This window comes from Bradyrhizobium sp. 613_E4_N2_2 (assembly GCF_052075995.1).
GTDB classification, from domain to species: domain Bacteria; phylum Pseudomonadota; class Alphaproteobacteria; order Rhizobiales; family Xanthobacteraceae; genus Bradyrhizobium; species Bradyrhizobium barranii.
The window spans coordinates 866694-892311 of record NZ_CP197234.1; the positions used below are offsets into that span (position 1 = coordinate 866694).

Annotated in this window: 30 protein-coding genes; 17 read left to right on the plus strand and 13 right to left on the minus strand. The window is 64.9% G+C overall.

The genetic code is table 11. The features are described from left to right. Window positions 1-83 precede the first annotated feature (83 nt). Both AB7290_RS04040 and AB7290_RS04045 read left to right on the plus strand, forming a co-directional pair. The gene (locus AB7290_RS04040) at window positions 84-1001 is read left to right on the plus strand and encodes a sulfite exporter TauE/SafE family protein (RefSeq protein WP_071916904.1); all 918 of its coding nucleotides are present in this window, start codon (window positions 84-86) and stop codon (window positions 999-1001) included. Further along, the gene (locus AB7290_RS04045; RefSeq protein ID WP_063980759.1) at window positions 998-1768 is read left to right on the plus strand and encodes a TIGR02186 family protein; all 771 of its coding nucleotides are present in this window, start codon (window positions 998-1000) and stop codon (window positions 1766-1768) included. The genes AB7290_RS04040 and AB7290_RS04045 overlap by 4 nt, the downstream gene beginning before the upstream one ends. Before the next feature lie 95 nt (window positions 1769-1863). Here the strand turns inward: AB7290_RS04045 and AB7290_RS04050 are convergent, their stop codons facing one another. Further along, window positions 1864-2637: an MBL fold metallo-hydrolase gene (locus AB7290_RS04050; RefSeq protein ID WP_085402629.1), complete on the minus strand. Its 774-nt coding sequence runs from the start codon at window positions 2635-2637 to the stop codon at window positions 1864-1866. Between the two features lie 13 nt (window positions 2638-2650). Next, complete coding sequence (locus AB7290_RS04055) at window positions 2651-3562, minus strand: DMT family transporter (RefSeq protein WP_085402628.1); 912 nt, start codon at window positions 3560-3562, stop codon at window positions 2651-2653. A 98-nt stretch (window positions 3563-3660) separates the two neighbouring features. Between AB7290_RS04055 and AB7290_RS04060 the strand changes: the two genes are divergently transcribed. Then, window positions 3661-4524 (plus strand): LysR family transcriptional regulator, encoded by an 864-nt coding sequence (locus AB7290_RS04060; protein WP_063986047.1) that lies wholly within the window; start codon window positions 3661-3663, stop codon window positions 4522-4524. Here AB7290_RS04060 and AB7290_RS04065 read toward each other — a convergent pair whose 3' ends face one another. From AB7290_RS04065 to AB7290_RS04085, 5 genes are all read right to left on the minus strand, one after another. After that, window positions 4525-5091: a nucleotidyltransferase family protein gene (locus AB7290_RS04065; RefSeq protein WP_085402686.1), complete on the minus strand. Its 567-nt coding sequence runs from the start codon at window positions 5089-5091 to the stop codon at window positions 4525-4527. 12 nt (window positions 5092-5103) lie between these two features. Next, a complete protein-coding gene (locus AB7290_RS04070; RefSeq protein ID WP_085402627.1) occupies window positions 5104-5445 on the minus strand; it encodes an MmcQ/YjbR family DNA-binding protein in 342 nt (113 codons plus the stop codon). A gap of 9 nt (window positions 5446-5454) precedes the next feature. Then, on the minus strand, window positions 5455-6231 hold the full coding sequence (gene lepB, locus AB7290_RS04075; RefSeq protein ID WP_085402626.1) for a signal peptidase I: 777 nt from the start codon (window positions 6229-6231) through the stop codon (window positions 5455-5457). Next, window positions 6228-7655, minus strand: coding sequence for a metalloprotease TldD (gene tldD, locus AB7290_RS04080; protein ID WP_085402685.1), 1428 nt, complete (start codon window positions 7653-7655; stop codon window positions 6228-6230). The genes lepB and tldD overlap by 4 nt, the downstream gene beginning before the upstream one ends. A 120-nt stretch (window positions 7656-7775) precedes the next feature. After that, entirely contained in the window at window positions 7776-8309 is a 534-nt protein-coding gene (locus AB7290_RS04085) for an invasion associated locus B family protein (RefSeq protein ID WP_085402684.1), read from the minus strand. Window positions 8310-8756: 447 nt separating this feature from the next. Here AB7290_RS04085 and coxB point away from each other — a divergent pair, with 447 nt between their 5' ends. From coxB to AB7290_RS04130, 9 genes are all read left to right on the plus strand, one after another. Then, complete coding sequence (coxB, locus tag AB7290_RS04090) at window positions 8757-9596, plus strand: cytochrome c oxidase subunit II (protein ID WP_063980764.1); 840 nt, start codon at window positions 8757-8759, stop codon at window positions 9594-9596. 87 nt (window positions 9597-9683) lie between these two features. After that, window positions 9684-11309, plus strand: a complete 1626-nt coding sequence (gene ctaD, locus AB7290_RS04095) for a cytochrome c oxidase subunit I (protein ID WP_085402625.1) — start codon at window positions 9684-9686, stop codon at window positions 11307-11309. A gap of 61 nt (window positions 11310-11370) precedes the next feature. After that, on the plus strand, window positions 11371-12315 hold the full coding sequence (locus AB7290_RS04100; protein WP_085402624.1) for a heme o synthase: 945 nt from the start codon (window positions 11371-11373) through the stop codon (window positions 12313-12315). Continuing rightward, entirely contained in the window at window positions 12312-12488 is a 177-nt protein-coding gene (locus AB7290_RS04105; protein WP_014498510.1) for a hypothetical protein, read from the plus strand. Before AB7290_RS04100 ends, AB7290_RS04105 begins: the two co-directional genes overlap by 4 nt. A 5-nt stretch (window positions 12489-12493) precedes the next feature. Further along, window positions 12494-13144, plus strand: coding sequence for a cytochrome c oxidase assembly protein (locus tag AB7290_RS04110; RefSeq protein WP_028151626.1), 651 nt, complete (start codon window positions 12494-12496; stop codon window positions 13142-13144). A 79-nt stretch (window positions 13145-13223) separates the two neighbouring features. Next, complete coding sequence (locus AB7290_RS04115) at window positions 13224-14120, plus strand: cytochrome c oxidase subunit 3 (RefSeq protein WP_085402623.1); 897 nt, start codon at window positions 13224-13226, stop codon at window positions 14118-14120. Window positions 14121-14319: 199 nt separating this feature from the next. Beyond that, the gene (locus AB7290_RS04120) at window positions 14320-14721 is read left to right on the plus strand and encodes a DUF983 domain-containing protein (protein ID WP_085402622.1); all 402 of its coding nucleotides are present in this window, start codon (window positions 14320-14322) and stop codon (window positions 14719-14721) included. Further along, window positions 14718-15470: an SURF1 family protein gene (locus tag AB7290_RS04125; RefSeq protein WP_085402621.1), complete on the plus strand. Its 753-nt coding sequence runs from the start codon at window positions 14718-14720 to the stop codon at window positions 15468-15470. The genes AB7290_RS04120 and AB7290_RS04125 overlap by 4 nt, the downstream gene beginning before the upstream one ends. 118 nt (window positions 15471-15588) lie before the next feature. Further along, entirely contained in the window at window positions 15589-15954 is a 366-nt protein-coding gene (locus tag AB7290_RS04130) for a nuclear transport factor 2 family protein (RefSeq protein ID WP_085402620.1), read from the plus strand. On the opposite strand, the gene AB7290_RS04135 is transcribed toward AB7290_RS04130, so the two are convergent. Next, window positions 15955-17286, minus strand: coding sequence for a histidine kinase (locus AB7290_RS04135; protein ID WP_085402619.1), 1332 nt, complete (start codon window positions 17284-17286; stop codon window positions 15955-15957). It abuts the gene before it with no gap. Window positions 17287-17372: 86 nt separating this feature from the next. On the opposite strand from AB7290_RS04135, the gene AB7290_RS04140 reads away from it, so the two are divergent. The 5 genes from AB7290_RS04140 to AB7290_RS04160 all read left to right on the plus strand — a co-directional run bounded on the left by AB7290_RS04140 (window position 17373) and on the right by AB7290_RS04160 (window position 22682). Then, window positions 17373-18017, plus strand: coding sequence for a response regulator transcription factor (locus tag AB7290_RS04140; RefSeq protein WP_014498503.1), 645 nt, complete (start codon window positions 17373-17375; stop codon window positions 18015-18017). Window positions 18018-18577: 560 nt separating this feature from the next. Next, the gene (gene thrC, locus AB7290_RS04145) at window positions 18578-19996 is read left to right on the plus strand and encodes a threonine synthase (protein WP_014498502.1); all 1419 of its coding nucleotides are present in this window, start codon (window positions 18578-18580) and stop codon (window positions 19994-19996) included. Then, a complete protein-coding gene (locus tag AB7290_RS04150; protein ID WP_028148714.1) occupies window positions 19993-21282 on the plus strand; it encodes a M16 family metallopeptidase in 1290 nt (429 codons plus the stop codon). The genes thrC and AB7290_RS04150 overlap by 4 nt, the downstream gene beginning before the upstream one ends. A gap of 39 nt (window positions 21283-21321) precedes the next feature. Beyond that, on the plus strand, window positions 21322-21909 hold the full coding sequence (locus AB7290_RS04155; RefSeq protein WP_014498500.1) for a GNAT family N-acetyltransferase: 588 nt from the start codon (window positions 21322-21324) through the stop codon (window positions 21907-21909). A 119-nt stretch (window positions 21910-22028) separates the two neighbouring features. Continuing rightward, window positions 22029-22682 carry a hypothetical protein gene (locus tag AB7290_RS04160; RefSeq protein ID WP_085402618.1) on the plus strand — a complete coding sequence of 218 codons (654 nt, stop codon included), beginning with the start codon at window positions 22029-22031 and terminating at the stop codon, window positions 22680-22682. A gap of 188 nt (window positions 22683-22870) precedes the next feature. On the opposite strand, the gene AB7290_RS04165 is transcribed toward AB7290_RS04160, so the two are convergent. The 5 genes from AB7290_RS04165 to AB7290_RS04185 form a co-directional block, all read right to left on the minus strand. Then, the gene (locus AB7290_RS04165) at window positions 22871-23356 is read right to left on the minus strand and encodes a F0F1 ATP synthase subunit B family protein (protein WP_085402617.1); all 486 of its coding nucleotides are present in this window, start codon (window positions 23354-23356) and stop codon (window positions 22871-22873) included. A gap of 5 nt (window positions 23357-23361) precedes the next feature. Further along, window positions 23362-23925: a F0F1 ATP synthase subunit B family protein gene (locus tag AB7290_RS04170; RefSeq protein WP_085402616.1), complete on the minus strand. Its 564-nt coding sequence runs from the start codon at window positions 23923-23925 to the stop codon at window positions 23362-23364. Between the two features lie 60 nt (window positions 23926-23985). After that, on the minus strand, window positions 23986-24216 hold the full coding sequence (locus tag AB7290_RS04175) for a F0F1 ATP synthase subunit C (RefSeq protein WP_007599451.1): 231 nt from the start codon (window positions 24214-24216) through the stop codon (window positions 23986-23988). Window positions 24217-24269: 53 nt separating this feature from the next. Beyond that, entirely contained in the window at window positions 24270-25019 is a 750-nt protein-coding gene (locus tag AB7290_RS04180) for a F0F1 ATP synthase subunit A (RefSeq protein ID WP_071916889.1), read from the minus strand. Between the two features lie 112 nt (window positions 25020-25131). Next, a complete protein-coding gene (locus AB7290_RS04185) occupies window positions 25132-25506 on the minus strand; it encodes an AtpZ/AtpI family protein (protein WP_063980777.1) in 375 nt (124 codons plus the stop codon). Window positions 25507-25618 lie beyond the last annotated feature (112 nt).

Here is a 25618-nt window from a genome sequence, read left to right on the forward strand (position 1 = left end):
TATTGAGGGGCGCGGCAATCGTTCCGACCGTCCGGCGAGCATTCCCGCGCAATCGATCCATTTCGCCGGAGTGTGGTCCTTCGATGCAGCTCTATCTCCCGATCGCCGATCTGCCGGTCAACATCTTCCTGGTGCTGGCGATGGGCGCGGCGGTCGGCTTCGTCTCCGGCATGTTCGGGATCGGCGGCGGCTTCCTGATGACGCCGCTTCTGATCTTCATCGGGATCACGCCGGCGGTCGCGGTCGCCTCCGTTGCGAGCCACATCGCGGCCTCCTCCTTTTCCGGCGCGCTGTCCTACTGGCGGCGGCGTGCGATCGATCCGGCGCTGGCGAGTGTGCTGTTATGCGGCGGTGTCACCGGCACGGCGCTCGGAGTGTGGACCTTCACGCAGCTTCGCGCGCTCGGCCAACTCGATCTGATGATCGCGTTGTCCTACGTGGTGCTGCTCACCACGGTCGGCAGCCTGATGTTCTCCGAGGGCCTGCGCGCCCTGATGCGGACCCGTCGCGGCGCGGTGCCGCCACGGCGCACGCACAGCTGGATCCACGGCCTGCCGCTGAAAATGCGGTTCAAGCGCTCGAAGATCTACCTCTCGGTCATTCCGGTCGTGATCGTCGGCATCGTGATCGGCTTCATCGGCGCCATCATGGGCATCGGCGGCGGCTTCATCCTGGTGCCGATCATGATCTATCTGCTGCGGGTGCCGACTTCGACCGTGATCGGGACCTCGATGGTCCTGACGCTGGTCACGATGCTGTTCGCGACCTTGCTGCATGCGGTGACCAATCACCTCGTCGACGCGGTGCTGGCGCTGATCCTGATGGTCGGCGGCGTCACCGGCGCGCAGTTCGGCGCCCGCGCCGGCCAGAAGATCCGGGGCGAGCAGCTGCGGCTGTTGCTGGGCCTGCTGATCCTTTCGGTCGGCGTCCGCTTCGCCATCGAGCTGGTGATCCGGCCCGAGGATCTCTTCACCATCCGTGAATTGGGAGTGAGCGGATGATGCGCGCAGCTCTCGCGGTCCTTCTCGTCCTGCTGCTCGGCTCGGCCGCGCGTGCCGAGCGACTGATCGTGTCGGTCTCCAACCATCGTGTCACGGTGACGCCGAACTATTCCGGCGAGGAACTGGTGCTGTTCGGCTCGGTCGAGAAGGACGCCTCCACGCCCGCGGACCGCAAGAGCTACGATCTCGTCGTCACCGTGATGGGCCCGCGCGCCGACATGGTGACGCGACGCAAGGAGCGCACCTTCGGGATCTGGATCAACACCGACTACCGGCAGTTCCTGGCGGTGCCGAGCTATCTCGCGCTGTTCGCCAACCGCCCCTTCGATGTCATCACCTCACCCGAGATCGCGCGGCGGCAGCAGATCGGGCTCAACAACGTGCTGCTGACCCAACGGGTCAGCGGCGACTATGCCGACGTGGTGCCGAACGATGCGTTCCGCTCGGCCTTCATCCGCCTGCGAACCCAAAAAGGTCTCTATCGCGAGGACCCGAGCGCGGTGACGTTCCTGACACCGACGCTGTTCCGTACCGGCATTCCACTGCCGGAGGAGGTGCCGATCGGCACCTATGAGGTGGAAATCAAATTGTTCGCCAATGGCGCGTTGGTCACCAAGACCGAGACCGCGTTCGAGATCGTCAAGGTCGGCTTCGAGCAGTTCGTCGCGACCAGTGCGCGCCAGCACGGGCTGATCTATGGCCTCGCGACCGCCGCGATGGCGCTGATGACGGGCTGGATGGCGTCGATCGTGTTTCGGAAGGATTAGCGTCCGTCATTGCGAGCGCAGCGAAGCAATCCAGACTGTCGCCGCGGAGGGACTCTGGATTGCTTCGCTGCGCTCGCAATGACGGTGGGGCGCGATCACGGCGCCTCAACCACCGTCGGCAGGCCCGGCTCCAGCAATCGCAACCGGGTCCCGAAGCCGAGCACATCAAAGGTCTTGCGCAGATCCTCGCCGTCCTGGCGGAAATGCGCCCAGCCCTCGGTATGCAAGGGCACGATCATCGCATCCGGAAAGGCGCGCGCCGTCTCGATGGTGTCGTTGGTGTCCATGGTGAGATGGAACGGCCCGCGCGTTTGCGCCGCGCCCGCGAACGGCAGCACCACGCCGCATTTGAAGCGGCGCGCGACCTCGGCGACGCCGTCGAACCAGGTGGTGTCGCCGCTGATGTAGACGTCGCTCGTGTCCGTGCGGCTCGAGGACACCACGAAGCCGATGACGTCGCCCGACAGCGGCTCGATGCCGGCGGGGCCGTGGCGCGCGGGCGTCGCGGTGATCGTCAGCGTGTTGCCGTCACGGTCCTTCAGATGCGAGGTCGCCCAGGGCGCGAGGCCCTCGACATGACCGCCCAGGCGTTCTGCGCCGGCCTCGGTCGTCAGCACGCGCTTTGCGTGTTTGAGAAACGCGCGGCCGGAATTGTCGAGATTGTCAGAGTGCTGGTCGTGGCTGAGCAGGACCGCATCGATCGGGCCGATCGCGTCGGCCTTCAGTGCGGGACCGATTGTCTTCTCCAGCGTCACATGCGGCAGCTGATAGGCGCCCGGCGCATCGAAGGTCGGATCGGTGAGCAGGCGGAACCCGTCGATCTCGATCAGCGCAGTGGGGCCGCCGATCAGGGTGATGGAAATGGGCATCAGAAAACTCCTCTTACGCGACGGGCTTTGCGGGGCGCGTCACCAGGTAAATTCCGAGCGCGACCGGGATGATGCCGAGCAGGTCGCGGGCCTCGACATGCTCGCCGAGCACGATGTAGGCGAACAGCATGCCGAGCGGCGGCATCAGGAAATGATAGGCGCTCGCAGCCGTTGCGCCACACACTTTCAGGAGATGAAACCAGAGCCAGTAGGCGAGGATCGAGCCACCGAGCACGAGGAAGGCGAAGGCGCCGACCAGGCCCGGGGTGAAATCGATTGCGTGGACGTCGGCAAAGGTGAACGCGACCGGCGTCAGCACGATGCCGGCGGCGAGGTTCTGCACGCCGTTGCCGATCCACAGGCTTCCCTTCGGCGCGAGCAGCTTGAACAGAATCGTGCCGGCGACGATGGAGGCGAGTGAGGCCAGGGTGAAGACGATGCCGTGCAGGGAGTCGGTGCCGACCGACAGGCGATGCCAGACGATCAGGGTGACGCCGATGATGCCGAGCAGGAGACCGCCCGCCTTGCGCCAGGTCATGCCTTCGCCAAGCAGCAACGCAGCGAGCGCCGCCGTGAAGACCGGATTGGCCGAGACGATCAGGCCGCCGAGGCCGGCGGAGACCGATTGCAGGCCGGTGTAGCCGAGCCCGAGATAGAGCGCGTTGTTGGCGATGCCGAGCACGGCGAAGATCGCGACATCGCGCCAGGACAAGGACCAGCCATCACCGCGGATCAGCGTCGCACCGAGGATCAAAATGCCGGCGAGCGAGAAGCGCGCGGCGAGCAGGATCAGCGGCGGGCAATGGGTGACGCCGATCTTGCCGGCGACGAAGGCATAGCTCCAGAGCAGGCAAAACAGTCCGATGGCGAGCGGCAGCGTGTTGAACCGGCTGCGGGGCGCGGGAATAGATGTGGCGAGCGACATGAGGGCATTCTCCTGAGCCCTCGATCTAGGGAGACGGCTTGTCATTTGGAAATTAAATGATTAACTTCCGATCAGTGGATTTTCGAATGGAGGCGGCCATGCTCGACCTGGAGCTCCTGCGCAGCTTCGTCTCGGTGGTCGAGGCCGGCGGCTTCACCCGCGCCGGCGAGCGCGTCCACCGCACGCAATCGACCGTCAGCCAGCAGATCAAGCGGCTGGAGGAGGACGTCGGCCAGGTGCTCTTGCACCGTGACGGCAAGGACGTGCGCCCCACCGAGGCCGGCGAGCGGTTGCTGTCCTATGCGCGGCGGCTGCTCACGCTCGCCGAGGAGGCGCGCGACGTGCTGCGCGAGCCCGACAGTGAAGGCGCGATCCGGCTCGGCATCCCCGAGGATTTTGCGGCGTACCGGCTGGCAAAACTGCTCGGCGCCTTCTCGCGCTCACATCCGGGTCTGCGAATGGATGTGCGCGCCGACCAGAGCAAGAACCTGTCCCGCGACCTCGAACGCGGCGAGCTCGACCTGGCGCTGTTCAAGCGTGAGGCCGGCGCGAAAGGCGCTATCGCGGTGTGGCCGGAGCGGGTGCACTGGGTCACCAGCAAGAGCCATCCGGTCGACGTCAACGCCTCGTCGGTGCCGCTGATCGGATTTCCGCTCGGCTGTCTCTATCGCGCCGGCGCCATCCACGCACTGGAAAGCGCGGGCCGCGCCTGGCACATGTCTTACTCGTCATCGAGTCTCGCGGGCATCCAGGCTGCGGTCGCCGCGGGCATGGGCTTAAGCATCTTGTCGGAGATGTCGATCCAGTCCGACCACCGCGTGCTGACGGCCAAGGACGGATTTGAGCCGATCAACCGGACCGAAGTGGCGCTGATGGCCTCGCCCGGTGCCAGCCCCGCGACGCTGCGGTTGGCGGATCGGCTCGCAGAGTTCTGCGACAATGTACAGGCCAAGGCGGCGTGATCACTCCGCGGCAATCACTGTGAGTTCCGGCCACAACGCCTTCCATCGCGCGGCCTTCACCGCGTAACTTGCCGCAGAGAAGTTCGGACCCGGATTGGGCCGCGCGATCAATCCGGTTATGTCGTCGAAGCCGTGCGGCGCGTAGACCTCAAAGCTGTCGCCAGCGTGCCTCACACCGACTTGCGTGTTCTGGGTGAGGAAACGGTCGATGCCGTCGGTCGAGCAGGTTAGAGGCGGATAGGGCAGGCCGTGCTTGCCGGGATACCAAAGGTGCACGCGCGCCTGGTTGCGGGTCTCGATCTTGACGCCGAGATGCGAGAGCCGCGCGTGCAGCGTGCGGATCACCGTGTCCTCCGCCTCCCATGAGGTGTCAGGATCGAAATAGAACACGTCGTAATCGGCGATGCCATGATCGACCGCGCGGTCCGTGAGTACGTTCCACGCCGTCTGCACCAGGCACCCCGACACAAGCCACGCATCGGGAAGCGCGAGCGAGGCGAGCTCGCCGATGATTGCAACATTGACCGGGTTCTTCAGCGCCAGCGTGAGGAAGCGGTCGCGATCCATCGCGGCCATCATTCACGCGCTGGCATCGTACGCCGCGCGTGCCGTCTTCGAGGCGAGGCCACGCCAGCGCCGCCGCAGGAACGGCTCGACGATCGCGCGCTTCGCCTTGGACAGGCGGATCAGCACGATCGGATAGTCGGCGTAGTGATCGGTGAAATAGAAGATTTTTGGCTGGCTCCCGACCAGCATGGCGCGCTCGTCGATCGGGACATCCGGCATCACCAGACTGTCGCCGTCCTCCTTCAGACGCACCAGCATGTTCTTGCGCACTTTCAGTGCCGGCGTGCCGTAGGAGGTGCCGTCCTCGACCTCCGGCCACGTCAGCGCAAGTTTTCTGACGTCGTCGAAGGTCACGAGATCAGCTCAGTGCACGGCGGTGAAGAATCGCGCGAGCCGGAAGCCGGAGAGCCAGGTCCACACCGGCTGGCCGCGCATGCCCAGATCCCAGGAGCCGAGCACGGCATCCGCGCGTCCGACCAGATTGTCGATCGGCAGCAGGCCGACGCCGCCGGAGCGCAGGGGCACGCGGCTGTCGGCGGAATTGTCGCGGTTATCGCCGAGCACGAAGAGATGGCCGGGCGGCACCGTCACTTCAGGCGTGTTGTCGAGCGGACCGTTGTCGCGCATCTTGAAGATCAGATGCGACACGCCGTTCGGCAGCGTCTCGACATAGCGGTAGGCGGGCTCGCTGCCGCCATTGTCGTCTTCGGCAGCGCCGACACCATCCGGCTTCAGCTCGGCGGGACGGTCGTTGATGAAGAGCTGCCCCTGCCGCATCTGGATGCGGTCGCCGGGCAGACCCACGACGCGCTTGACCCAGGCCTGCGAGCGATCGCCGGGCCAGCGGAACACGACGACGTCGCCTTGCTTCGGCGTCTCCGCGAAGACGCGGCCGCTTTCGGGCAGGTTGATCTGGATCGGCAGCGACGAGGTGCCGTAGCCATAGGGGAATTTCGAGGCGAGCAGCGCATCGCCGATCAGGAGCGTCGGCTCCATCGAACCCGACGGTACGTAGAACGGCTCGGCAAGCGCGCCCTTGGCGATGAACACGGCGGCGACGATGCCGGCGAGCTGCATGAGCTGACCAGCCCAGCCGCTGCTCTTCCGCTTGGCGGTGACAGTTACCTTCTCAACGCTCATGCGCCCGTTCCACCTACAGTAATACGTTCCATCAGAAGCGACGGCTGGCCGACGCCGACGGGCACGCCCTGACCGTTCTTGCCGCAGGTGCCGATGCCGGTATCGAGCGCGAGATCGTTGCCGATCATGCGGATGCGATGCAAATCGGTCGGCCCGTTGCCGATCAGCATGGCGCCCTTCAGCGGCGCGCCAATCTTGCCGTTCTCGATCTTGTAGGCCTCGGTGCACTGAAAGACGTATTTGCCCGAGGTGATGTCGACCTGGCCGCCGCCGAAATTCGCGGCGAACACGCCGTTCTTCACGGACGCCAGGATCTCGGCCGGATCGCGGTCGCCCGCGAGCATGTAGGTGTTGGTCATGCGCGGCATCGGCACATGGGCGTAGCCCTGGCGGCGGCCGTTGCCGGTCGGCTTCATGTTCATCAGGCGCGCGTTCTGGCGGTCCTGCATGTAGCCGACCAGAATGCCGTCCTCGATCAGCACGGTGCGGTTGGTCGGCGTGCCCTCGTCGTCGATCGACAGCGAGCCGCGGCGCGAGGCAATGGTGCCGTCGTCGATCACGGTGACGCCCTTGGCCGCAACCTGCTGGCCCATCAGGCCGGCGAACGCGGACGTCTTCTTGCGGTTGAAATCGCCTTCGAGGCCATGGCCGACCGCCTCATGCAGCATCACGCCGGGCCAGCCGGCCCCGAGCACGACGTCCATCTCGCCAGCGGGGGCGGGGATCGATTCCAGATTGACCAGGGCTTCGCGCAGCGCGCCGTCGGCGGCGTCGCGCCAGTTCTTGCTCTCGATGAATTCGGCATAGCCGGCGCGGCCGCCATAGCCCTTGCTGCCGCTCTCCTGGCGATCGCCCTGTCCGGCGACGACGGAGACATTGACGCGCACGAGCGGGCGGATGTCGCGATAGCTCTCGCCGTCGGGCCGCAGGATCTCGACGACCTGCCAGGTCGCCCCCAGGCTGACGCTGACCTGCCGCACCCGCGGATCCTTGTCGCGTAAGTAAGCGTCGATCTCGGCGAGCAGCTTCACCTTGGTCTCGAAGCCCGGCGCATCAAGCGGATTGTCGTCGGCATAGAGCCGCACATTGGTGTGCGGGGGCGGGGCCGCAAAGCTGCCCGAATAGCCGCCGCGCACGGCGGCGACCGCGTCGGCGGCGCGAATCAGCGCCGGCAGCGAGACGTCGGAGGAATGGGCATAGCCGACCGCGTCGTCCTTGACGGCGCGCAGGCCAAAGCCCTGCGAGGTGTCATAGGTCGCCTGCTTCAGCCGCCCATTGTCGAACATCAGCGCTTCGGTCTGGCTGTATTCCAGGAACAATTCGCCGTCGTCGGCACCGGCAAGCCCGCGTGCGACCTCGTTGCGAACCTGGTCGCGGTCGAGATTGGCGCGGTCGAGCAGGGAGGTTGTGGCTGGATTGGTCATGCGTCCGTCCATTATCGAAAGATGTAGGGCAAGATAATGGTTTCCCGGCGGTTCCGCGAGGGTGCCAGGTGCCACATTACGAAACGATAGGATTCGCCGCGCGCGGACGCGCCTGCCGCCCTACGGCAGCTTGTCATAGCCCTCGCCGAGCCCGTTCAGGCTGAGCGGGAAGCCGATGCCTTCTTCCGGGGTCTCGAAGATGATGAAGGTCGCGGTCTTGGCGGTGCGGAGCTGGCCGAGCAGCTTGTCGTCCATGACGACCTCGGCGACGCAGCCATTGGGCAGACAGCGGACGAAGCCGGCGCGGCCGACGTCCTGGTTGTCGAGCTTCAGTCCAAGGCCGGAGGGCAGCAGCACGCCGAGCGGTGCCACCACCCGCATCAGCCGGCTCTTCTGGTCGGCGGTCTTGAGCACGATCACGGTAAGGCCGGCATTGGAGCGGTCTTCGGCCACCACGCTCTGGATCAGGGCGCATTGCTCGGTCTGGGCGCCGGGCGGGGTGTCGCAGCGGATCTGCCAGTCGCCATGGACGGAGCGCACCGCGCCCTGCGCATGGGCGAGGCCCGGGATCGCCAAGACGACGACCGCCGCCAGCAGGGCCGCCAGCATCGTGGGGCCGCTCGCCTGCCTTGCCATGCTTCTCGAAAACCCCATCGGGTCGGTCCCTCTGCTCGCCTGGGTCGCTCGCGCCTGGCGGACTGATACGGGAATGACGGCGTCTTGAAGGCAATTCGCAAGCAAATTCCGCGCCGCCAACACCGCCATCGCCCGCACGAATCAGGTTCCTGCGCGGCTGTCTGCCAGTGCCTACCGCGGGCAATGCCGCTGTCAAGCCGCGGCATCCCGGGAAACGGTATTTTTCTCTGATGTTACTAGGAAATATCTTGCGGGTGATGGCTGACAGACGGGTCTCAAGACTGCATTGCGATAGATCAAGAATTATGGTTTGAGAGGCTTGATTTCGGCGTTCTAGCGATCTGGCCCCAATTCCTCTTAGAGGTATTCTTGCGCGGCGGTTTGTCAGACGGGCGGATCGAATAAGCGTTTCCCGGAAATAGGGGGATGCACTTGGGGTGATTTCGTTAGGGGAGCGCGAACGGCATGAGGATGTCGATGGGCCATGTGGGCCGGCACTTGCTGGGATTGGCCGTGGCGGGTCTGACGCTGGCGACGGGCGGTGCGGCATACGCCGAACTCGGGCAGCCGGCGCCGTGGGAATGGACGCTCCAGCAATCCGCCTCGCCGGTGATGGACAATATCGTCTGGTTCCACAACTTTCTGTTCGTGCTGATCACGCTGATCACGCTGTTCGTTCTGGCGTTGCTGGTGATCGTGGTCATGAAGTTCAACGCGAAGGCCAATCCGGTGCCGTCGCGGACCACGCACAACACGCTGATCGAGGTGGCCTGGACGCTCGTTCCGGTGCTGATCCTGGTCGGTATCTCGGTGCCGTCGTTCCGCCTGCTGTTCCTCGAACTCGACGTGCCGAAGGCGGATTTGACCATCAAGGCCACCGGCAAGCAGTGGTACTGGTCCTATGCCTATCCTGATAACGGCAAGTTCGAGTTCGACTCGCTGATGGCCCAGGACAAGCAGCCCCGCCTGCTCGGCGTCGACAACGAGATGGTGGTGCCGGTCAACAAGGTGATTCGTGTCCAGGTCACCGGCGCGGACGTCATCCACGCCTTTGCGCTGCCGGCTTTCGGCGTCAAGATCGACGCCATTCCGGGGCGGCTGAACGAGACCTGGTTCAAGGCCACCAAGACCGGCATGTTCTACGGCCAGTGCTCTGAGCTCTGCGGCAAGGACCACGCCTTCATGCCGATCGCGATTCGCGTCGTGGAGGACAAGGACTTCGCCTCCTGGGTCGAAACGGCAAAGAAGAAATATGCGAGCGGCGGCACCAGCACTTTCGCCTCCGCGGCCGGCCCGACGCAGTAAGCGCCGGGCGAAGGCTCGAGGGACAGAAAGCGACATAAAGGGCGGGACCGCAGAAGGTCCGAACGGGACGCAAGGCAGGATTTGAAAATGGCAACGAGCGCAGCGGCACACGGCGATCACGCGCAAGACCACGGACATGACGAGCACGCCCATCCGACCGGATGGCGGCGCTATGTCTATTCGACCAACCACAAGGACATCGGTACGATGTACCTGATCTTCGCGGTCATCGCCGGCGTCATCGGTGCCGCGATGTCGATCGCGATCCGTGCCGAGCTGATGTATCCGGGCGTGCAGATCTTCCACGAAACGCACACCTATAATGTGTTCGTGACCTCTCACGGCCTGATCATGATCTTCTTCATGGTCATGCCCGCGATGATCGGCGGCTTCGGCAACTGGTTCGTGCCGCTGATGATCGGCGCGCCCGACATGGCGTTCCCGCGCATGAACAACATCTCGTTCTGGCTGCTGCCGGCCTCCTTCGCGCTGCTGCTGATGTCGACCTTCGTCGAGGGCGAGCCGGGTGCCAACGGCGTCGGCGCCGGCTGGACCATGTATGTGCCGCTGTCGAGCTCCGGCCATCCGGGCCCGGCCGTCGACTTCGCGATCCTGTCGCTGCATCTGGCGGGCGCCTCGTCGATTCTCGGCGCCATCAACTTCATCACCACGATCTTCAACATGCGCGCGCCGGGCATGACCCTGCACAAGATGCCGCTGTTCGTGTGGTCGATCCTGGTGACGGTGTTCCTGCTGCTGTTGTCGCTGCCGGTGCTCGCCGGTGCGATCACCATGCTGCTCACCGACCGCAATTTCGGCACGACGTTCTTCGCGCCGGACGGCGGCGGCGATCCCGTGCTGTTCCAGCATCTGTTCTGGTTCTTCGGTCACCCCGAAGTGTACATCCTGATCCTGCCCGCCTTCGGCATGGTCAGCCAGATCGTCTCGACCTTCTCTCGCAAGCCCGTGTTCGGCTATCTCGGCATGGCCTACGCCATGGTCGCGATCGGCGGCATCGGCTTCGTGGTCTGGGCGCACCACATGTACACGGTCGGCATGTCCTCGGCGACGCAGGCCTATTTCGTCGCCGCGACGATGGTCATCGCGGTTCCGACCGGCGTGAAGATCTTCTCGTGGATCGCCACGATGTGGGGCGGCTCGATCGAGTTCCGTGCGCCGATGATCTGGGCGGTGGGCTTCATCTTCCTGTTCACGGTCGGCGGCGTCACCGGCGTCGTGCTGGCGAATGCCGGCGTCGATCGCGTGCTCCAGGAGACCTACTACGTCGTCGCGCACTTCCATTACGTGCTGTCGCTCGGTGCGGTGTTCGGGATCTTTGCCGGCTGGTACTACTGGTTCCCGAAGATGTCGGGCTACATGTACAATGAGGGGCTGGCCAAGGCGCATTTCTGGGTCACCTTCATCGGTGTGAACCTTGTGTTCTTCCCGCAGCACTTCCTCGGCCTGTCGGGCATGCCGCGCCGCTACGTCGACTATCCCGACGCGTTCGCCGGCTGGAACCTGGTCTCCTCGGTCGGCTCCTACATCTCCGGCTTCGGCGTGCTGATCTTCCTCTACTGCGTGTTCGACGCCTTCGCGAAAAAGGTGCCGGCTGGCGACAATCCGTGGGGTGCGGGCGCGACCACGCTGGAATGGACGCTGCCCTCGCCGCCGCCGTTCCATCAGTTCGAAGTGCTGCCCCGCGTGCAGTAAACCAACGCTCGCGGCGCCCGTGACGGGCGCCGCGGCTCTTTAGCGAAGCGAGTCAAAACTAGTGTCCGTCCTCGACCATAACGCCATCGACATCGATCCCCGCATCTCCGAAGCGGACGTGGGCGACTACATTGCGCTGCTCAAACCGCGGGTGATGTCGCTGGTGATCTTCACCGCGCTGGTCGGACTGGCGATGGCGCCCGGGCATTTCCACCCGGTGCTGGCCATCACCTCGCTGCTCTGCATCGCGGTCGGTGCCGGCGCTTCCGGAGCGCTCAACATGGCGCTCGAAGGCGATATCGACGCCAAGATGTCGCGCACGGCAAACCGGCCGATTCCGCGCGGCCGCATCACCCGTCCCGAGGCGATGGCGTTCGGCATGACGCTCGCCTTCTTCTCGGTGATGACGCTCGGCATCCTCGTCAACTGGATCGCGGGCGCGCTGCTCGCCTTCACCATCTTCTTCTACGTCGTGATCTACACGATGATCCTGAAGCGCCGGACCGCACAGAACATCGTAATCGGAGGCGCCGCTGGTGCGCTGCCGCCAGTGGTGGCGTGGGCCGCGGTCACGGGCACCGTCGACGTCGAGCCGCTGCTGCTGTTCGCCATCATCTTCTTCTGGACGCCGCCGCACTTCTGGGCGCTGGCGCTGTTCCGCTCCGACGACTATGCGCGTGCCGGCATTCCGATGCTGCCCAACGTCGCCGGTCCCGACGCGACGCGGCTTCAGATCCTGCTCTACACCATCGTGCTGATCGCGGTCGCCGCCGCCCCGTGGGCGCTCGGCTATTTCGACGCCATCTACGGCATCGTCTCGCTGATCCTCGGCGCCGGCATGCTTGTGCTCGCGATCAACGTCTATATGCGCCGCGAGCGCAGCCAATCGCTGCGCGCGACCCGCAAGCTGTTCGCCTTCTCCATCCTTTATCTGTTCGCACTGTTTGCGACCCTGCTGGCCGAAGTCGTGTTCCGGGCGCTTGCTCCGATGGTAGGGGGCGCATGATCGCTGGAATGGCCGACAAACCTGAGATGAATGGAATCGTCCTCACGGAGGCGCAGAAGAAGAGCCGCCGCCAGCGCTCGATCGCGATCGCGCTCGCGCTCGGCGTGCTCGTGGTGCTGTTCTTCGCCGTCACCATCGTCAAGGGACCGGCAGTACTCGTCCGGCCGATGTAGGAAACATGGATCGAGAGCCCACCATATCGCGGGATCAGAGCCGGACAGCTAGGCAGGGGCGGGGGCCTTCCAAGGGTCTTGGCCGCGACGTGCTGGTCGCCTCGATCTGCGGCGGCGTGGTGGCGCTGATGGTCGGTGCCTCCTACGCGGCGGTGCCGTTCTACAACTGGTTCTGCCGCGCCACCGGCTTCAACGGCACGACGCAGGTTGCGACCTCGGCGCCGGCCACCGGCCCGATCGCGCGGAAGATCGCGGTGCGCTTCGATTCCAACGTCGCGCCCGGCCTGCCCTGGAAGTTCGAGCCGGAGCAGAGCGAGATCGAGGTCAATATCGGCCAGGTCGTGACCGTCTTTTACACCGTGACCAACCAGGCCGCGCGCACCACCGCGGGCCAGGCGGCCTACAACGTCGCGCCCCTGACGGTCGGCTCCTACTTCCAGAAGATCAACTGCTTCTGCTTCACCGAACAGACCATGGCGCCGGGCGAGAAGCGCGAGATGCCGGTCGTGTTCTACGTCGATCCGTCGATCGCCGACGATCACGAGAACGACGGGCTGAACACGATCACGTTGTCCTACACGTTCTATCCGGTGCGCGATCCCGTGGTGAAGCCGCTGGCGTCGGGCGAGGACGACAAACGCAAGGGAAATCTCTGACCGCCGGGCTCATGCCGCGGGGGTCGGACACAAGGGGATAAGTGCCGGACAGGCACGGGATTGAGGAGAGAGACCGCAAATGGCAACGGCGCACACCAAGCATCACGACTACCACCTGGTGGATCCCTCCCCGTGGCCCGTCGTCGGCTCCATCTCGGCCTTCGTCATGGCGGTCGGCGCGATCACCTGGATGCACCACATGTTCTCGGCCGCGCCGATCATCTTCGGTGCCGGCACCGTCGGCGTGATCTACACCATGGTGAGCTGGTGGGGCGATGTGATCAGGGAAGCCCAGTACAAGGGCGATCACACCCGCGTCGTGCAGCTGCATCACCGCTACGGCATGATCCTGTTCATCGCCTCCGAGGTGATGTTCTTCGTCGCCTGGTTCTGGGCCTATTTCAACGCGGCGCTGTTCCCGGCCGACGCCGTCCACGCCACACGCGACGCCGTGTTCGGCTGCGGTCTCGGCACCGCGGCTGGCGCCTGCGCCGTGCCCGGCACCTGGCCGCCGCATGGCATCGAGACCTTCGATCCCTGGCATCTGCCGCTCCTGAACACGCTGATCCTGCTGACGTCGGGCACCACCGTGACCTGGGCGCACCACGCGTTGCTCGAGAACGATCGCCAGGGCCTGAAATACGGCCTGATCCTCACCGTCGTGCTCGGCGCGCTCTTCACCTGCGTGCAGGCCTATGAGTACAGCCACGCGGCGTTCTCGTTCGGCGGCAACGTCTATGGCGCGACCTTCTTCATGGCGACCGGCTTCCACGGTTTCCATGTGCTGGTCGGCACCATCTTCCTGCTGGTCTGCCTGTTCCGCGCCTATGCCGGCCACTTCACCCCGACACAGCACCTCGGCTTCGAGTTCGCCGCCTGGTACTGGCACTTCGTCGACGTGGTCTGGCTGTTCCTGTTCCTCTGCATCTATGTGTGGGGACACGGCGCCGAGACCATGGCCCACGGCGCGCACTGAGCCGCATTGGACCGATCAGAAAGGGCGGCCGCAGGGCCGCCCTTTCGCTTTTGGGCCGCCGGAAGCTTGGCGGAAACCGTGATTGAGCGTTTTCGAGCGAAGTGGATACCGGTTCGCGTGAAGAGAACGCGTCAAAACAAGAGTCTGGAGCTTCGGTTCTGATTCAATCAGAACCGATAATGCTCTAGAGTCCGTCATCATGAACGATACCACCGGCCCATCCGAGCCCGAGACGACCGTCCTGCAAAGCGCGCTGCGCGGGCTTGCCTGCAAGTGCCCGCGCTGCGGCCAGGGCAAGCTCTATGCGGGTTTCCTGACGCTCGCGCCCAGCTGCGACCGCTGCGGCCTCGACTATGCCTTCATCGACACCGGCGACGGTCCTGCGATCTTCATCATCATGCTGGCCGGCGGGATCGTCGTTGCGTGCGCGCTGATCGTCGAGGTCAAATACCAGCCGCCGTACTGGCTGCATGCCGCGCTGTGGCTGCCGCTGATCCTCGTGACCACGCTCTTGCCGCTGCGCGCGATGAAGTCGCTGCTGATCGCGCTGCAATTCCACCACAAGGCGGCGCCGGGCCGGCTGGTCGACCGCGCGAAATGAACGAGACCGCGCGCAAGCCCCGCGTGGCCGGCTTCGCGCTGTTCACGCTTTTCCTGGCCGCCGTCTTGGTCGCGCTCGGCGTCTGGCAATTGCAGCGCCGCGTCGCGAAACATCAGTTGATCGCCGCATTGACCGAGCGTCTCGCGGCGGCACCTGTTGCGTTGCCGCCGCCGTCGCAATGGAGCACGCTGACGCCGGAGCGGGACGAATTCCGTCGGGTCACATTTACGGCGACCTACGAGTCCCGTCTGGATGCGATGGTCTACAGTTCCGGCTCCGCCATCCGCTCCGACATTTCCGGCCCCGGCACCTGGGCTTTCCTTCCCGCACGGCTGCCTGGCGGCGATATGGTCGCGGTCAACGCGGGCTTCGTGCCGAACACCCAACAGGACCGCGCCCTGCAGGATCGGGCGGTCGCGCGACTCATTACCAACAAGCCGGCGATGTTGACCGGCTACGTCCGTTTCCCCGAAACAGCCAGCGTGCTGATGCCTGACGCTGAGCGTGACAAACGGCTGTGGTTCACCCGCGATCATCTCGCCATGTCCCGGGCGCTCGGCTGGGGCACGGTCGCACCGTTCTACGTCGATCTCGAGCAACCCGTCCCCGAGAACGGCATTCCGCGTCCCGGCCCGCTCGACGTCCATCTGAAGGACGATCATCTGCAATACGCCATCACCTGGTTCGCGCTCGCCGGCGCGGTGCTGATCGCATTCGGGGTCTGGGCGAGGGGGCGGCGTCCGGCCTGAAAATTTCCGTAGGCTCCCGGAGGGAACCCGGTATCGCCCGGGGTTTATTATTCAGGACATATTCACGAGGGTGGTCCTAAGCCGCACGCAAATTTTTCGCGGCAGACAGGATTTTGGTGTGAGCGATTTCGACCAGATGGGAATTGTCGTCGACTGGGTGGACGCCTGCCGGAAGGGCGACCTCGCGACGCTCCTCGATCTCTATGCGGACGACGCCCGGGTCGAATGCATGTGCAACGGCAAGCGACATTATCGCGGGCGGCGCGAGCTCGAAACCTACTGGGGACCGCGGCTCAGCACCTTCTCGTCGGCAGGCTTCGGTCTGGAGGAGATCAATCCAGTGCCGCATGGCATCGATCTCGAATATTCCGTCGCGGGCTCGCTGCGTATCCACGCCTCGTTTCGCTTCAGTCCCGAAGGCAAGATCTACAGCACCATGTGCGAGCCGGCGGAGCAGACTCCGCATGCCGATGGTGCGTGCTAGCTAGCCGGCAGCCGGCTCGTCCCGCGCCGTCTCGACCGGCAGGCGACAGCGTACATAGGTGCGCTCGTCGGCGCGCAGCAGTGACAGCGATCCGCTGAGCGCGCGCACGCGCTCGTGCATGCCCGTCAGGCCGCGGCCGAAGACGTTGTCGGCGGGAAAGCCGCCGCCGTCGTCGGAGATCTCAATCGTGAGCACCTTGCCGGCCATGGTCGCCAGCACATGGACATTGTTCGCCCCGGCGTGGCGCAGCACGTTGGTCAGCGCCTCCTGGATCAGGCGATAGACGGTCTGGGCCAGCGGTCGGTCGATCTCGTTCAGGCCAGGATCGATCGTGGCCGTCAGGCTGATATGCGGCGCCTGTCTGCGAAAGTTCTGGAGCAGCGTCTGCACGCTGGTCTTGAGCCCCAATTCCTCGATGTAAAGCGGCCGCAGCCGGTCGAGGATGCGGCGGTTGGTCTGCTGGAGCGCTTCGACAGATCGCATCACCTCCTGCGCCGGGTTGCCGAGATTTCCCGAGGCCTCGCTCAGCGCGATCGTGCTGGCGCGGATGCCGAACAATAGCGGTCCGAGCTCGTCGTGCAGCTCGCGCGCGAGATCGCGCCGCTCGTCGTCCTGGAGCGACACCAGGCGGTGCAGCAGGTCGCGATTATCCTGACTCAATTGCGCGAGCGTCATCGCCAGCGCATTGGCTTCCTCGCAGCTCTGCCGGATCTCCTGCGGTCCTGCGACCGGGATAGGCGTTGCATAATCGCCGCGCCGGATTCGCGTGAGGCCCGCGCCGAGATCTTGCAGGGGACGCAGCACCGATCCCGCAAAGAGATAGGCAATTGTCCCAGTCAGCATCATCAGCACGGCGATGAGGCTCGTCAGCGCCAGGAAGCCGATCCATTTCTCGAACAGATCGGCTGACAGGTCCGGCATGAACACGATGTCGCCGACGCGCCTGCCGTCGATGATGACGGGAGATGCTGCGTCCATCTCCGGGATGGCGATCAGGTCCACGAACCAATGCGGCACGCCATGCAGATCACGCAGGCTGTCCTTTGGAGAGGGGGCGGGACCTGCTTCCACTGAACGGAATTGAATATCCGAGGAGCTGTCCAAAGAATGGACAAATGCATCGAGTATCTTCCGCGGGTCGTCCGAGGCCTTCAGGCTGTTGTTGAGGGCCTCGGCGACCGTCCGGGTCGAGCGTCGGCCCGGCTCATTCTCGTCGGCAAGCTGCCCCGTCGCGAAGCTCTGGAGCAGCACGCCGCCCATGACCAGTGCGGCGAGGAAGCTCAAGCCGAGCGGAAGAAACAATTGTGTTCTGAATGAGAGCCGCTGCCACATTAGGTCAATTCTAACGCGCATTGACGGGATTTGCTCTTTCCATTTGTTCCCGTCGGTCTATGAGTCGAAAAACAAGAGAGCGCGCGATGCAAGATACCGCCAAACCGGCGACCCGAGTTCTGATCGTCGACGACCATCCCGTGGTGCTGTCAGGATGCCGCACCCTTTTCGCGTCCGACCACTCGATCCGTATCGACGAGGCGACCGACGCCAAATCCGGGCATCGCGCCTATATCAGCAAGCGGCCCGACGTCACCGTCATCGACATCAGCCTGCCCGACGTCTCCGGCTTCGAGCTGATGCGGCGGATCCGCAAGGACGACCCTGATGCCAAGATCATCATGTTCAGCATGAACGACGATCCGGCCTTCGTGGTGCGGGCGGTCGAGCTTGGCGCGCAGGGGTATGTCTCCAAGGGCGACGATCCCCGGATTCTGCTCAAGGCGGTGCGCAAGGTGGTCGCCGGCGACAATTTCATCTCGCCGCAGCTCGCGGAGGCGGTCACGTTCTCCGGTGCGGCGATCAAGGCCAATCCGGCCTCGCAGATGACGCCGCGGGAGCTCGAGATTCTCCGCCTGCTCGGCCGTGGCGACAAGATCGTCGAGGTCGCCGAGGCGCTCGGCATCTCCTACAAGACGGTCGCCAACACCACGTCCCTGCTCAAGCAGAAGCTCGGCGCCAAGAACCATTCCGACCTGATCAGGATCGCGGTCGAAATCGGGATGAGCTGACGCCCGCGCACTTGCGGCCCGGCACCGAACCGGCTGCTCCAGGATGCAGCCGGTCCGGCCGGGCGGATCGGGTCTCGACGCTTAGCCGGGCAATGCATGGACAGCGCCGACACCATCCGCCGACACAATGGGCCGGAGTGCTATTCGTTCCTGAACCACCCGAAATTTCGGGAAAAAGCGGCAATGGTGCGCGAGCGCTCGCAGGGATGCCTTTGCGAAACTCGTAACGCGCCGGGAAAAATAGGAACATTTTCTTGCCCCCGCCGTTTTGGCTCTTGACGATTTCGTGACGGGCGCCGAGAACTTGGCCGACAGTTTTGGCGGGCCGGCAACCCGCACGAGGCAAACCGGGTCTGCACATATCAACGACAGACCTTCCAAGAGAGGGCTGCGGCATCGCCGCAGCCCTTTTTCGTTGAGCGGGGCACAGGCGGGAAGCGGTTTCCCGATGCCGCAAAACACTTTATGGTGGCCCAACGCCTCTGGCCGTTAACAAGTAGTTTCATGAAATCAAAGGCTTATGGATCTGGCTCAAGGCCGGCCGGCCTTTGGAGGGCAGTTTGACTCGCTATATCTCGACCCGGGGTGAGGCCCCAGAACTCGGCTTCTGTGACGTGATGCTGACTGGGCTTGCCCGTGACGGCGGCCTGTATGTGCCAGTGACCTGGCCCCAGCTCTCGACCGAGGCCATCGCTGGCTTCTTCGGCCGCCCCTATTGGGAGGTCGCAGTCGACGTGATCCGTCCGTTCGCAGGCGGCGAGATTTCGGATGCCGAGCTCGGCCGCATGGCGAACGAGGCCTATGCCACCTTCCGCCATCCGGCGGTGGTGCCGCTGCGCCAGATGACGCCGCATCAATTCGTGCTGGAGCTGTTCCACGGTCCGACGCTCGCCTTCAAGGACGTGGCGATGCAGTTGATCTCGCGGCTGATGGACCACGTGCTCGCCAAGCGCGGCCAGCGCACCACCATCGTGGTCGCGACCTCCGGCGACACCGGTGGCGCCGCGGTCGACGCGTTCGCGGGCCTGGAGAATGTCGATCTCATCGTGCTGTTCCCGCACGGCCGCATCTCCGAAGTGCAGCAGCGGATGATGACGACCACGGGCGCGGCCAACGTCCATGCGCTCGCCATCGAGGGCAATTTCGACGACTGCCAGGCGCTCGTGAAGGGGATGTTCAACAACCATCGCTTCCGCGATGCGACCTCGCTCTCCGGCGTCAACTCCATCAACTGGGCGCGCATCGTCGCCCAGGTGGTCTACTACTTCACCTCCGCCGTCGCCGCCGGCGCGCCGGCGCGCACGGTGGATTTCGTCGTGCCGACCGGAAATTTCGGCGACATCTTTGCCGGTTATGTCGCCAAGCGGATGGGGCTGCCGGTGCGCACGCTGCGCATCGCCGCCAACGTCAACGACATCCTGGCGCGCACGCTCAAGACCGGGATCTACGAGGTGCGCGAGGTGCACGCCACCGCGTCGCCATCGATGGACATCCAGATCTCCTCGAATTTCGAGCGGCTGCTGTTCGAGGCCGGCCGGCGCGATGCGGCCGGCGTGCGCCGTCTGATGGACTCGCTGAAGCAGTCGGGGCGCTTCGTGTTGCCTGACGCGATGCTGGCCGCAATCCGTGAAGAATTCGACGCCGGCCGGGCCGACGAGACCGAAACCGCAGCCGCGATCCGCGCCGCCTGGCGCGAGGCGGGCGAGCTGGTCGATCCCCATACCGCGGTCGCGCTTGCTGTCGCTGACCGCGACACCACCGATACGACGGTGCCCAGCATCGTGCTCTCCACCGCCCATCCGGCCAAATTCCCCGATGCGGTCGAGGCAGCCTGCGGCCAGCGGCCGCAATTGCCCGCCTGGCTCGACGGTCTCATGACCAAATCCGAACACATGAAGGTGATGAAGAACGATCAGGCCGAGGTCGAGCGGTTCGTGCTGTCGGTCAGTCGGGCCGCAAAACAGGGAGTTGCCGGATGAGTGTCGAGATGTCCAAGCTTGCCTCCGGCCTGACCGTCGTCACCGACGAGATGCCCCATCTCGAGACCGCGGCGCTCGGCGTCTGGGCCGGCGTTGGCGGGCGCGACGAGAAGCCGAACGAGCACGGCATCTCGCATCTGCTCGAGCACATGGCGTTCAAGGGCACGACCAAGCGCTCCTCGCGCGAGATCGTCGAGGAGATCGAGGCGGTCGGCGGCGACCTCAATGCCGGCACCTCGACCGAGACCACGTCCTATTATGCGCGGGTGCTGAAGGCCGACGTGCCGCTCGCGCTCGACGTACTCGCCGACATCCTCGCCAATCCCGCTTTCGAGCCCGACGAGCTCGAGCGCGAGAAGAACGTCATCGTGCAGGAGATCGGTGCCGCGCAGGACACGCCCGACGACGTCGTGTTCGAGCATCTCAACGAGCTCTGCTATCCCGACCAGCCGATGGGCCGCTCGCTGCTCGGCACCGCCAAGACCCTGCGCGCCTTCAACCGCGACATGCTGCGCGGCTATCTGTCGACGCATTATCGCGGCCCCGACATGGTGGTGGCGGCAGCCGGCGCGGTCAATCACAAGCAGGTCGTCGCCGAGGTCGAGAAGCGCTTTGCGAGCTTCGAAGGGACGCCGGGTCCGAAGCCGCAAGCCGCCCAGTTCGGCAAGGGCGGCGCCAAGGTGGTGCATCGCGAGCTCGAGCAGGCGCATCTGACGCTGGCGCTGGAAGGCGTGCCGCAGAGCGATCTGTCGTTATTCTCGCTCCAGGTCTTCACCAACATCCTCGGCGGCGGGATGTCGTCGCGGCTGTTCCAGGAGGTGCGCGAGAAGCGCGGCCTCTGCTACTCCATCTACTCGTTCCACGCGCCCTACACCGACACGGGCTTCTTCGGCCTCTACACCGGCACCGATCCGGCCGACGCGCCGGAGATGATGGAGGTCGTGGTCGATATCATGAATGATTCGGTGGAGACGCTGACCGAGGCCGAGATCGCGCGGGCCAAGGCGCAGATGAAGGCGGGCCTCCTGATGGCGCTGGAGAGCTGCTCGTCCCGCGCCGAGCAGCTGGCCCGGCATGTGCTGGCCTATGGCCGGCCGCAGACGGTCGAGGAACTGGTGGCCCGGATCGACGCCGTCAGCGTCGAATCAACCCGGGATGCCGCGCGTGCGCTGCTTTCGCGGAGCCGCCCTGCAGTTGTCGCATTGGGCAGTGGCAGGGGTCTGGACACGGCGGTATCTTTTGCGGAAGGATTGACCCGGGCACGTGCCAAGGCGCGGCTGCATTAGGAGCCGCGCACGGGCTGATCTGCCCCGGGAAGCATCACCATGGCCCTGTTTCGCCTGCCATCCAGTGGACCCGCCGCCCTCGCGCCGCGCGGCAACGGCCTGTTGCTGCGCGCGCCGCAGATGTCGGACTTCATACAGTGGGCGCATTTGCGCGAGTCCAGCCGCGACTATCTCACGCCCTGGGAGCCGATCTGGCCGTCGGATGACCTGACCCGGTCCGGCTTCCGCCGCCGCCTGCGGCGCTATTCCGAGGACATCGCCGCGGACCGCTCCTATCCCTTCCTGATCTTCCGTGAGCTCGATGGCGCCATGGTTGGCGGCATCACGCTCGCCAATGTCCGCCGTGGCATCGTCCAGGCCGGCACCATCGGCTATTGGGTCGGCAAGCCTCATGCCCATCGCGGTTACATGACGGCGGCGCTCCGGGTGCTGCTGCCGACGCTGTTCGGCGAGCTCAATCTGCACCGGGTCGAGGCCGCCTGCATCCCGACCAATGCGCCGTCGATCCGGGTGCTGGAGAAGTGCGGCTTCTCCCGCGAGGGCCTGGCGCGCCGCTATCTCTGCATCAACGGGGTCTGGCAGGACCACCTGCTGTTCGGCCTGCTGCACGAGGATTTCCGCGGCTGAGCTGCCGCTCGTGCTGCCAAAGTCTCCTTGTTTGCTGCCTTGGGTTCGCCGATTTTGGCGATATAAACCGCTGGCCGGCCGGCGATCGGCTGGAGGATGGTCATGGAGTATGGGCGTTGATGGTGAAGAAGCTTCGGTCATCGCGGAATGCGTTGCGGCGGGGTACGGGGATCGCGCTGGCGTTGTCGGTTGCCCTCGCCGCCGTCTCGCCGGTGGCGGCCCAGTCGCTCACCGACCGCTTCAAGAGCCTGTTCGGCGGCAAGTCCGACGAGCCGGCCCAGCCCGCGCCGGCGCCGGCACCCGGCCAGCCGGCGGCCGACGACGTCGATTGTCCGCAGGTCACGGTGCGCGCCGGGGCCTCGACCTACGCGGTCGGCGCCGCCGGCAAGCCGGCCGTCGGCAATGAGATCCGCTTCCAGGCCACGATCACCAAGATGGCGCGTGAATGTACCCGGAATGGCGGCGATATCACGGCCCGGATCGGCATCCAGGGCCGTGTCATCGCCGGTCCCGCCGGTGCGCCTGCGACCGTCGAGGTGCCCTTGCGCATTGCCGTGGTGCAGGGCGGCGTCGGCGAGAAGGTGATCGCCTCGAAGGCGTACCGGACCACGGTCGAGATGTCGGAGGGCGGCAGCGTGCCCTTCACCTTCATCGCCGAGGATCTGGCCTATCCGGTGCCCTCGGCCAAGATCGCCGATTCCTACATCTTCTATGTCGGCTTCGACCCGCAGGCGCTCTCGCCCGAGCCAAAGGCAAGGCCGAAGAAGAAATAGCTTCGCTGTCATGCCCCGCGAAGGCGGGGCATCCAGTACGCCGCGGCTTCTCCGTATCCCATTGCTGTCTCTGGAATATTGGATCACCCGCCTTCGCGGGTGATGACACCTGATTTGCGGCTACAGGCCTGCCCAACAAAAAAGCCGGCGCTCGCGCGCCGGCTTTTTGATTGGTGAGGCGAAACCCCTCAGTTCAGCTTCTGCCGAACCTCGTTGATGCCCTTGGCGAGCAGGTCGTCGGCGACCTGGCCCTTGACCGACTGCGACAGGATCGTGGAGGCGGCCTGGACGGCGGCTTCCGCGGCTGCGGCGCGGACATCGGCCACCGCCTGGGCCTCGGCGAGCGCGATCTTGCTCTCCGCGGTCTTGGTGCGGCGGGCGACGAAGTCTTCCATCTTCGCCTTGGCCTCGGTCGCGATGCGCTCGGCTTCGGACTTGGCGTTGGCGATGATGTCGGCAGCCTCGCGCTCGGCCGTGGCGCTGCGCGCCTTGTAGTCGGCGAGCACCTTGGCCGCTTCCTGCTTGAGGCGCGTCGCGTCGTCGAGCTCGGCCTTGATGCGGTCGGCGCGGTGGTCGAGCGCAGTCGTCACCTTCTTGAAGACCCCGAGATAGCCGAACAGGACCATCAGGATCACGAAGGCGATGGCGACCCAGGTTTCAGGATCGAAGAACATATCGACTAACCCTTCAAGGACGCGTCAACGGCAGTGCTGACCGAGGCTGCGTCCGGAACGATACCGGTGAGCTGCTGCACGATCTGGCCTGCCGCATCGGCCGCAATGCCGCGGACGTTGCTCATGGCCGTCGTGCGGGTCGAGGCGATGGTCTTTTCCGCCTCGGCGAGCTTGACCGCCAGTTGCTCTTCAAGCGCCTTGCGCTCGGCTTCCGCCTGCGCATTCGCCTTGTCGCGGGATTCGTTGCCGATCGCCTGCGCGCGCGAACGTGCCGAAGCAAGCTCACCCTCATAGGCCTTCAGCGCCGCGTCGGACTGGTCCTTCAGCTTCTGCGCTTCGGCGAGGTCACCCTCGATCTTGTTTTGACGTGCCTCGATCGCACCGCCGACGCGCGGCAGAGCGAGCTTGGACACGATCACGTAAAGCGCGACGAAGAAGATCGCGAGTGACACCAGCTGTGAAGCATAGGTGCCGCTCTCGAAAGGCGGAAAACCGCCACCGTGACCGCCTTCGGACTCGGTGTGGGCGCCCGCCGCCGGACTTTTCGCCCCGCCATGACTCTCAGCCATGGATTACTCCTGTTGCCGTCATGCGCGCCGCTTCGGTCGAAGCGGCGCGAAACATCGTCCTCAGAGCGGAACGAACAGCAGCAGCAGCGCGATCAGCAGCGAGAAAATGCCAAGCGCTTCGGTCACGGCGAAGCCGAAGATCAGGTTGCCGAACTGGCCCTGAGCGGCCGACGGATTGCGAACGGCCGCGGCAAGGTAGTTGCCGAAGATCACGCCCACGCCGACGCCCGCGCCGCCCATGCCGATGCATGCGATGCCCGCGCCGATAAGTTTTGCTGCTGCCGGATCCATTTTAGACTCCTTGGAAGAAAGATTGGGTTGTGGGTGGAAATTCCCCGGACCGCTCAGTGTCCCGGATGAATGGCGTCGTTCAGGTAGATGCAGGTCAGGATCGCAAACACATAGGCCTGCAGGAACGCGACCAGAATCTCGAGAGCGTACAGCGCGACCGTGAGCGCCAGCGGCAGCACGCCGCCGACCCAGCCGAGCGCGCCGAGCGAGAAGCCGAGCATGGCGACGAAGCCCGCGAAAACCTTGAGCGCGATGTGGCCGGCCAGCATGTTGGCGAACAGACGGACGCTGTGGGAGACCGGCCGCAGGAAGAACGACAGGATCTCGATGAACATCACCAGCGGCAGGATGTAGCCGGGGACGCCGTGAGGCACGAAGATCGAGAAGAATTTCAGGCCGTTCTTGGCGACGCCGTAGATCAGCACGGTGAAGAAGACCAAAAGCGCGAGCGCGGCCGTCACGATCAGATGGCTCGAGATCGTGAAGGTATAGGGGATGATGCCGACCAGGTTCGAGACGCAGATGAACATGAACAGCGAGAAGATCAGCGGGAAGAACTTCATGCCTTCCGCGCCGGCCGTCGAACGGATGGTCGAGGCGACGAATTCGTAGGAGATCTCGGCGACCGACTGGAGGCGCCCGGGAACCAGCTGCGTGCCACTGGCAAGCATCAGGAACGAGATGATCGCCACCGCCACCAGCATGTAGAGCGACGAATTGGTGAAGGCGATCGTGTGATTGCCGATATGGCCCAGGGTGAAGAGAGGCTCGATGTTGAACTGGTGGATCGGGTCGATTTTCATCAGCGCGGCATCTCTTGGTCTGCCGGGCAATGCCGGCGGGTCTCGGTCTGCCGGCCGGGCCGGCCCGTACCGGCATGGCCGGCACGATCATTCCTCTGTTGGTGCGGATCGCTTAAGAATCACCGCGCCTGTTTTGACCCGCGCCTGCCGTTCTCACCACATTCACCACGCCGGCCACGAAGCCCAGCAGCAGGAACACGATAAATCCGAAAGGCGACGTCGACAGCAAGCGGTCGAAACCCCAGCCAATCCCCGCTCCGACAACGACCCCGGCGACCAACTCGGAGGATAACCGGAAACCAAGCGCCATCGCCGAAGCTCTGGCCGCTCTGTCTTCACCGTCACCTGCGGGTTGCTCGGTCTTGATTCGTCGGTCCCGGAATTCGGACAACCGCTGATCAAGATTTCCGAGCCGTTCGGAAAGCGCAGCTTCCTCGGACGATCTATCGCGATCCCCATTCTCGCCGTGTCCCGTGCCCTGTGTCATGCAACGAAGACCCGAAACGCCGCGGCTGAATGGAAATTACGCCCGCCACCCTCAAAAGCCGCGCGGACCATACTGATGGCCCATAATCAAGTCAAGCCAAGTCACGATTGCG

Coding starts and splice junctions, on each gene's coding strand:
- AB7290_RS04040 (WP_071916904.1), top strand. CDS start 84: ATGCAGCTCTATCTCCCGATCGCCGATCTGCCGGTCAACATCTTCCTG.
- AB7290_RS04045 (WP_063980759.1), top strand. CDS start 998: ATGATGCGCGCAGCTCTCGCGGTCCTTCTCGTCCTGCTGCTCGGCTCG.
- AB7290_RS04050 (WP_085402629.1), bottom strand. CDS start 2,637: ATGCCCATTTCCATCACCCTGATCGGCGGCCCCACTGCGCTGATCGAG.
- AB7290_RS04055 (WP_085402628.1), bottom strand. CDS start 3,562: ATGTCGCTCGCCACATCTATTCCCGCGCCCCGCAGCCGGTTCAACACG.
- AB7290_RS04060 (WP_063986047.1), top strand. CDS start 3,661: ATGCTCGACCTGGAGCTCCTGCGCAGCTTCGTCTCGGTGGTCGAGGCC.
- AB7290_RS04065 (WP_085402686.1), bottom strand. CDS start 5,091: ATGGATCGCGACCGCTTCCTCACGCTGGCGCTGAAGAACCCGGTCAAT.
- lepB (WP_085402626.1), bottom strand. CDS start 6,231: ATGAGCGTTGAGAAGGTAACTGTCACCGCCAAGCGGAAGAGCAGCGGC.
- tldD (WP_085402685.1), bottom strand. CDS start 7,655: ATGACCAATCCAGCCACAACCTCCCTGCTCGACCGCGCCAATCTCGAC.
- AB7290_RS04085 (WP_085402684.1), bottom strand. CDS start 8,309: ATGGGGTTTTCGAGAAGCATGGCAAGGCAGGCGAGCGGCCCCACGATG.
- coxB (WP_063980764.1), top strand. CDS start 8,757: ATGAGGATGTCGATGGGCCATGTGGGCCGGCACTTGCTGGGATTGGCC.
- ctaD (WP_085402625.1), top strand. CDS start 9,684: ATGGCAACGAGCGCAGCGGCACACGGCGATCACGCGCAAGACCACGGA.
- AB7290_RS04105 (WP_014498510.1), top strand. CDS start 12,312: ATGATCGCTGGAATGGCCGACAAACCTGAGATGAATGGAATCGTCCTC.
- AB7290_RS04110 (WP_028151626.1), top strand. CDS start 12,494: ATGGATCGAGAGCCCACCATATCGCGGGATCAGAGCCGGACAGCTAGG.
- AB7290_RS04115 (WP_085402623.1), top strand. CDS start 13,224: ATGGCAACGGCGCACACCAAGCATCACGACTACCACCTGGTGGATCCC.
- AB7290_RS04120 (WP_085402622.1), top strand. CDS start 14,320: ATGAACGATACCACCGGCCCATCCGAGCCCGAGACGACCGTCCTGCAA.
- AB7290_RS04125 (WP_085402621.1), top strand. CDS start 14,718: ATGAACGAGACCGCGCGCAAGCCCCGCGTGGCCGGCTTCGCGCTGTTC.
- AB7290_RS04135 (WP_085402619.1), bottom strand. CDS start 17,286: ATGTGGCAGCGGCTCTCATTCAGAACACAATTGTTTCTTCCGCTCGGC.
- AB7290_RS04140 (WP_014498503.1), top strand. CDS start 17,373: ATGCAAGATACCGCCAAACCGGCGACCCGAGTTCTGATCGTCGACGAC.
- AB7290_RS04150 (WP_028148714.1), top strand. CDS start 19,993: ATGAGTGTCGAGATGTCCAAGCTTGCCTCCGGCCTGACCGTCGTCACC.
- AB7290_RS04155 (WP_014498500.1), top strand. CDS start 21,322: ATGGCCCTGTTTCGCCTGCCATCCAGTGGACCCGCCGCCCTCGCGCCG.
- AB7290_RS04160 (WP_085402618.1), top strand. CDS start 22,029: ATGGTGAAGAAGCTTCGGTCATCGCGGAATGCGTTGCGGCGGGGTACG.
- AB7290_RS04165 (WP_085402617.1), bottom strand. CDS start 23,356: ATGTTCTTCGATCCTGAAACCTGGGTCGCCATCGCCTTCGTGATCCTG.
- AB7290_RS04170 (WP_085402616.1), bottom strand. CDS start 23,925: ATGGCTGAGAGTCATGGCGGGGCGAAAAGTCCGGCGGCGGGCGCCCAC.
- AB7290_RS04175 (WP_007599451.1), bottom strand. CDS start 24,216: ATGGATCCGGCAGCAGCAAAACTTATCGGCGCGGGCATCGCATGCATC.
- AB7290_RS04180 (WP_071916889.1), bottom strand. CDS start 25,019: ATGAAAATCGACCCGATCCACCAGTTCAACATCGAGCCTCTCTTCACC.
- AB7290_RS04185 (WP_063980777.1), bottom strand. CDS start 25,506: ATGACACAGGGCACGGGACACGGCGAGAATGGGGATCGCGATAGATCG.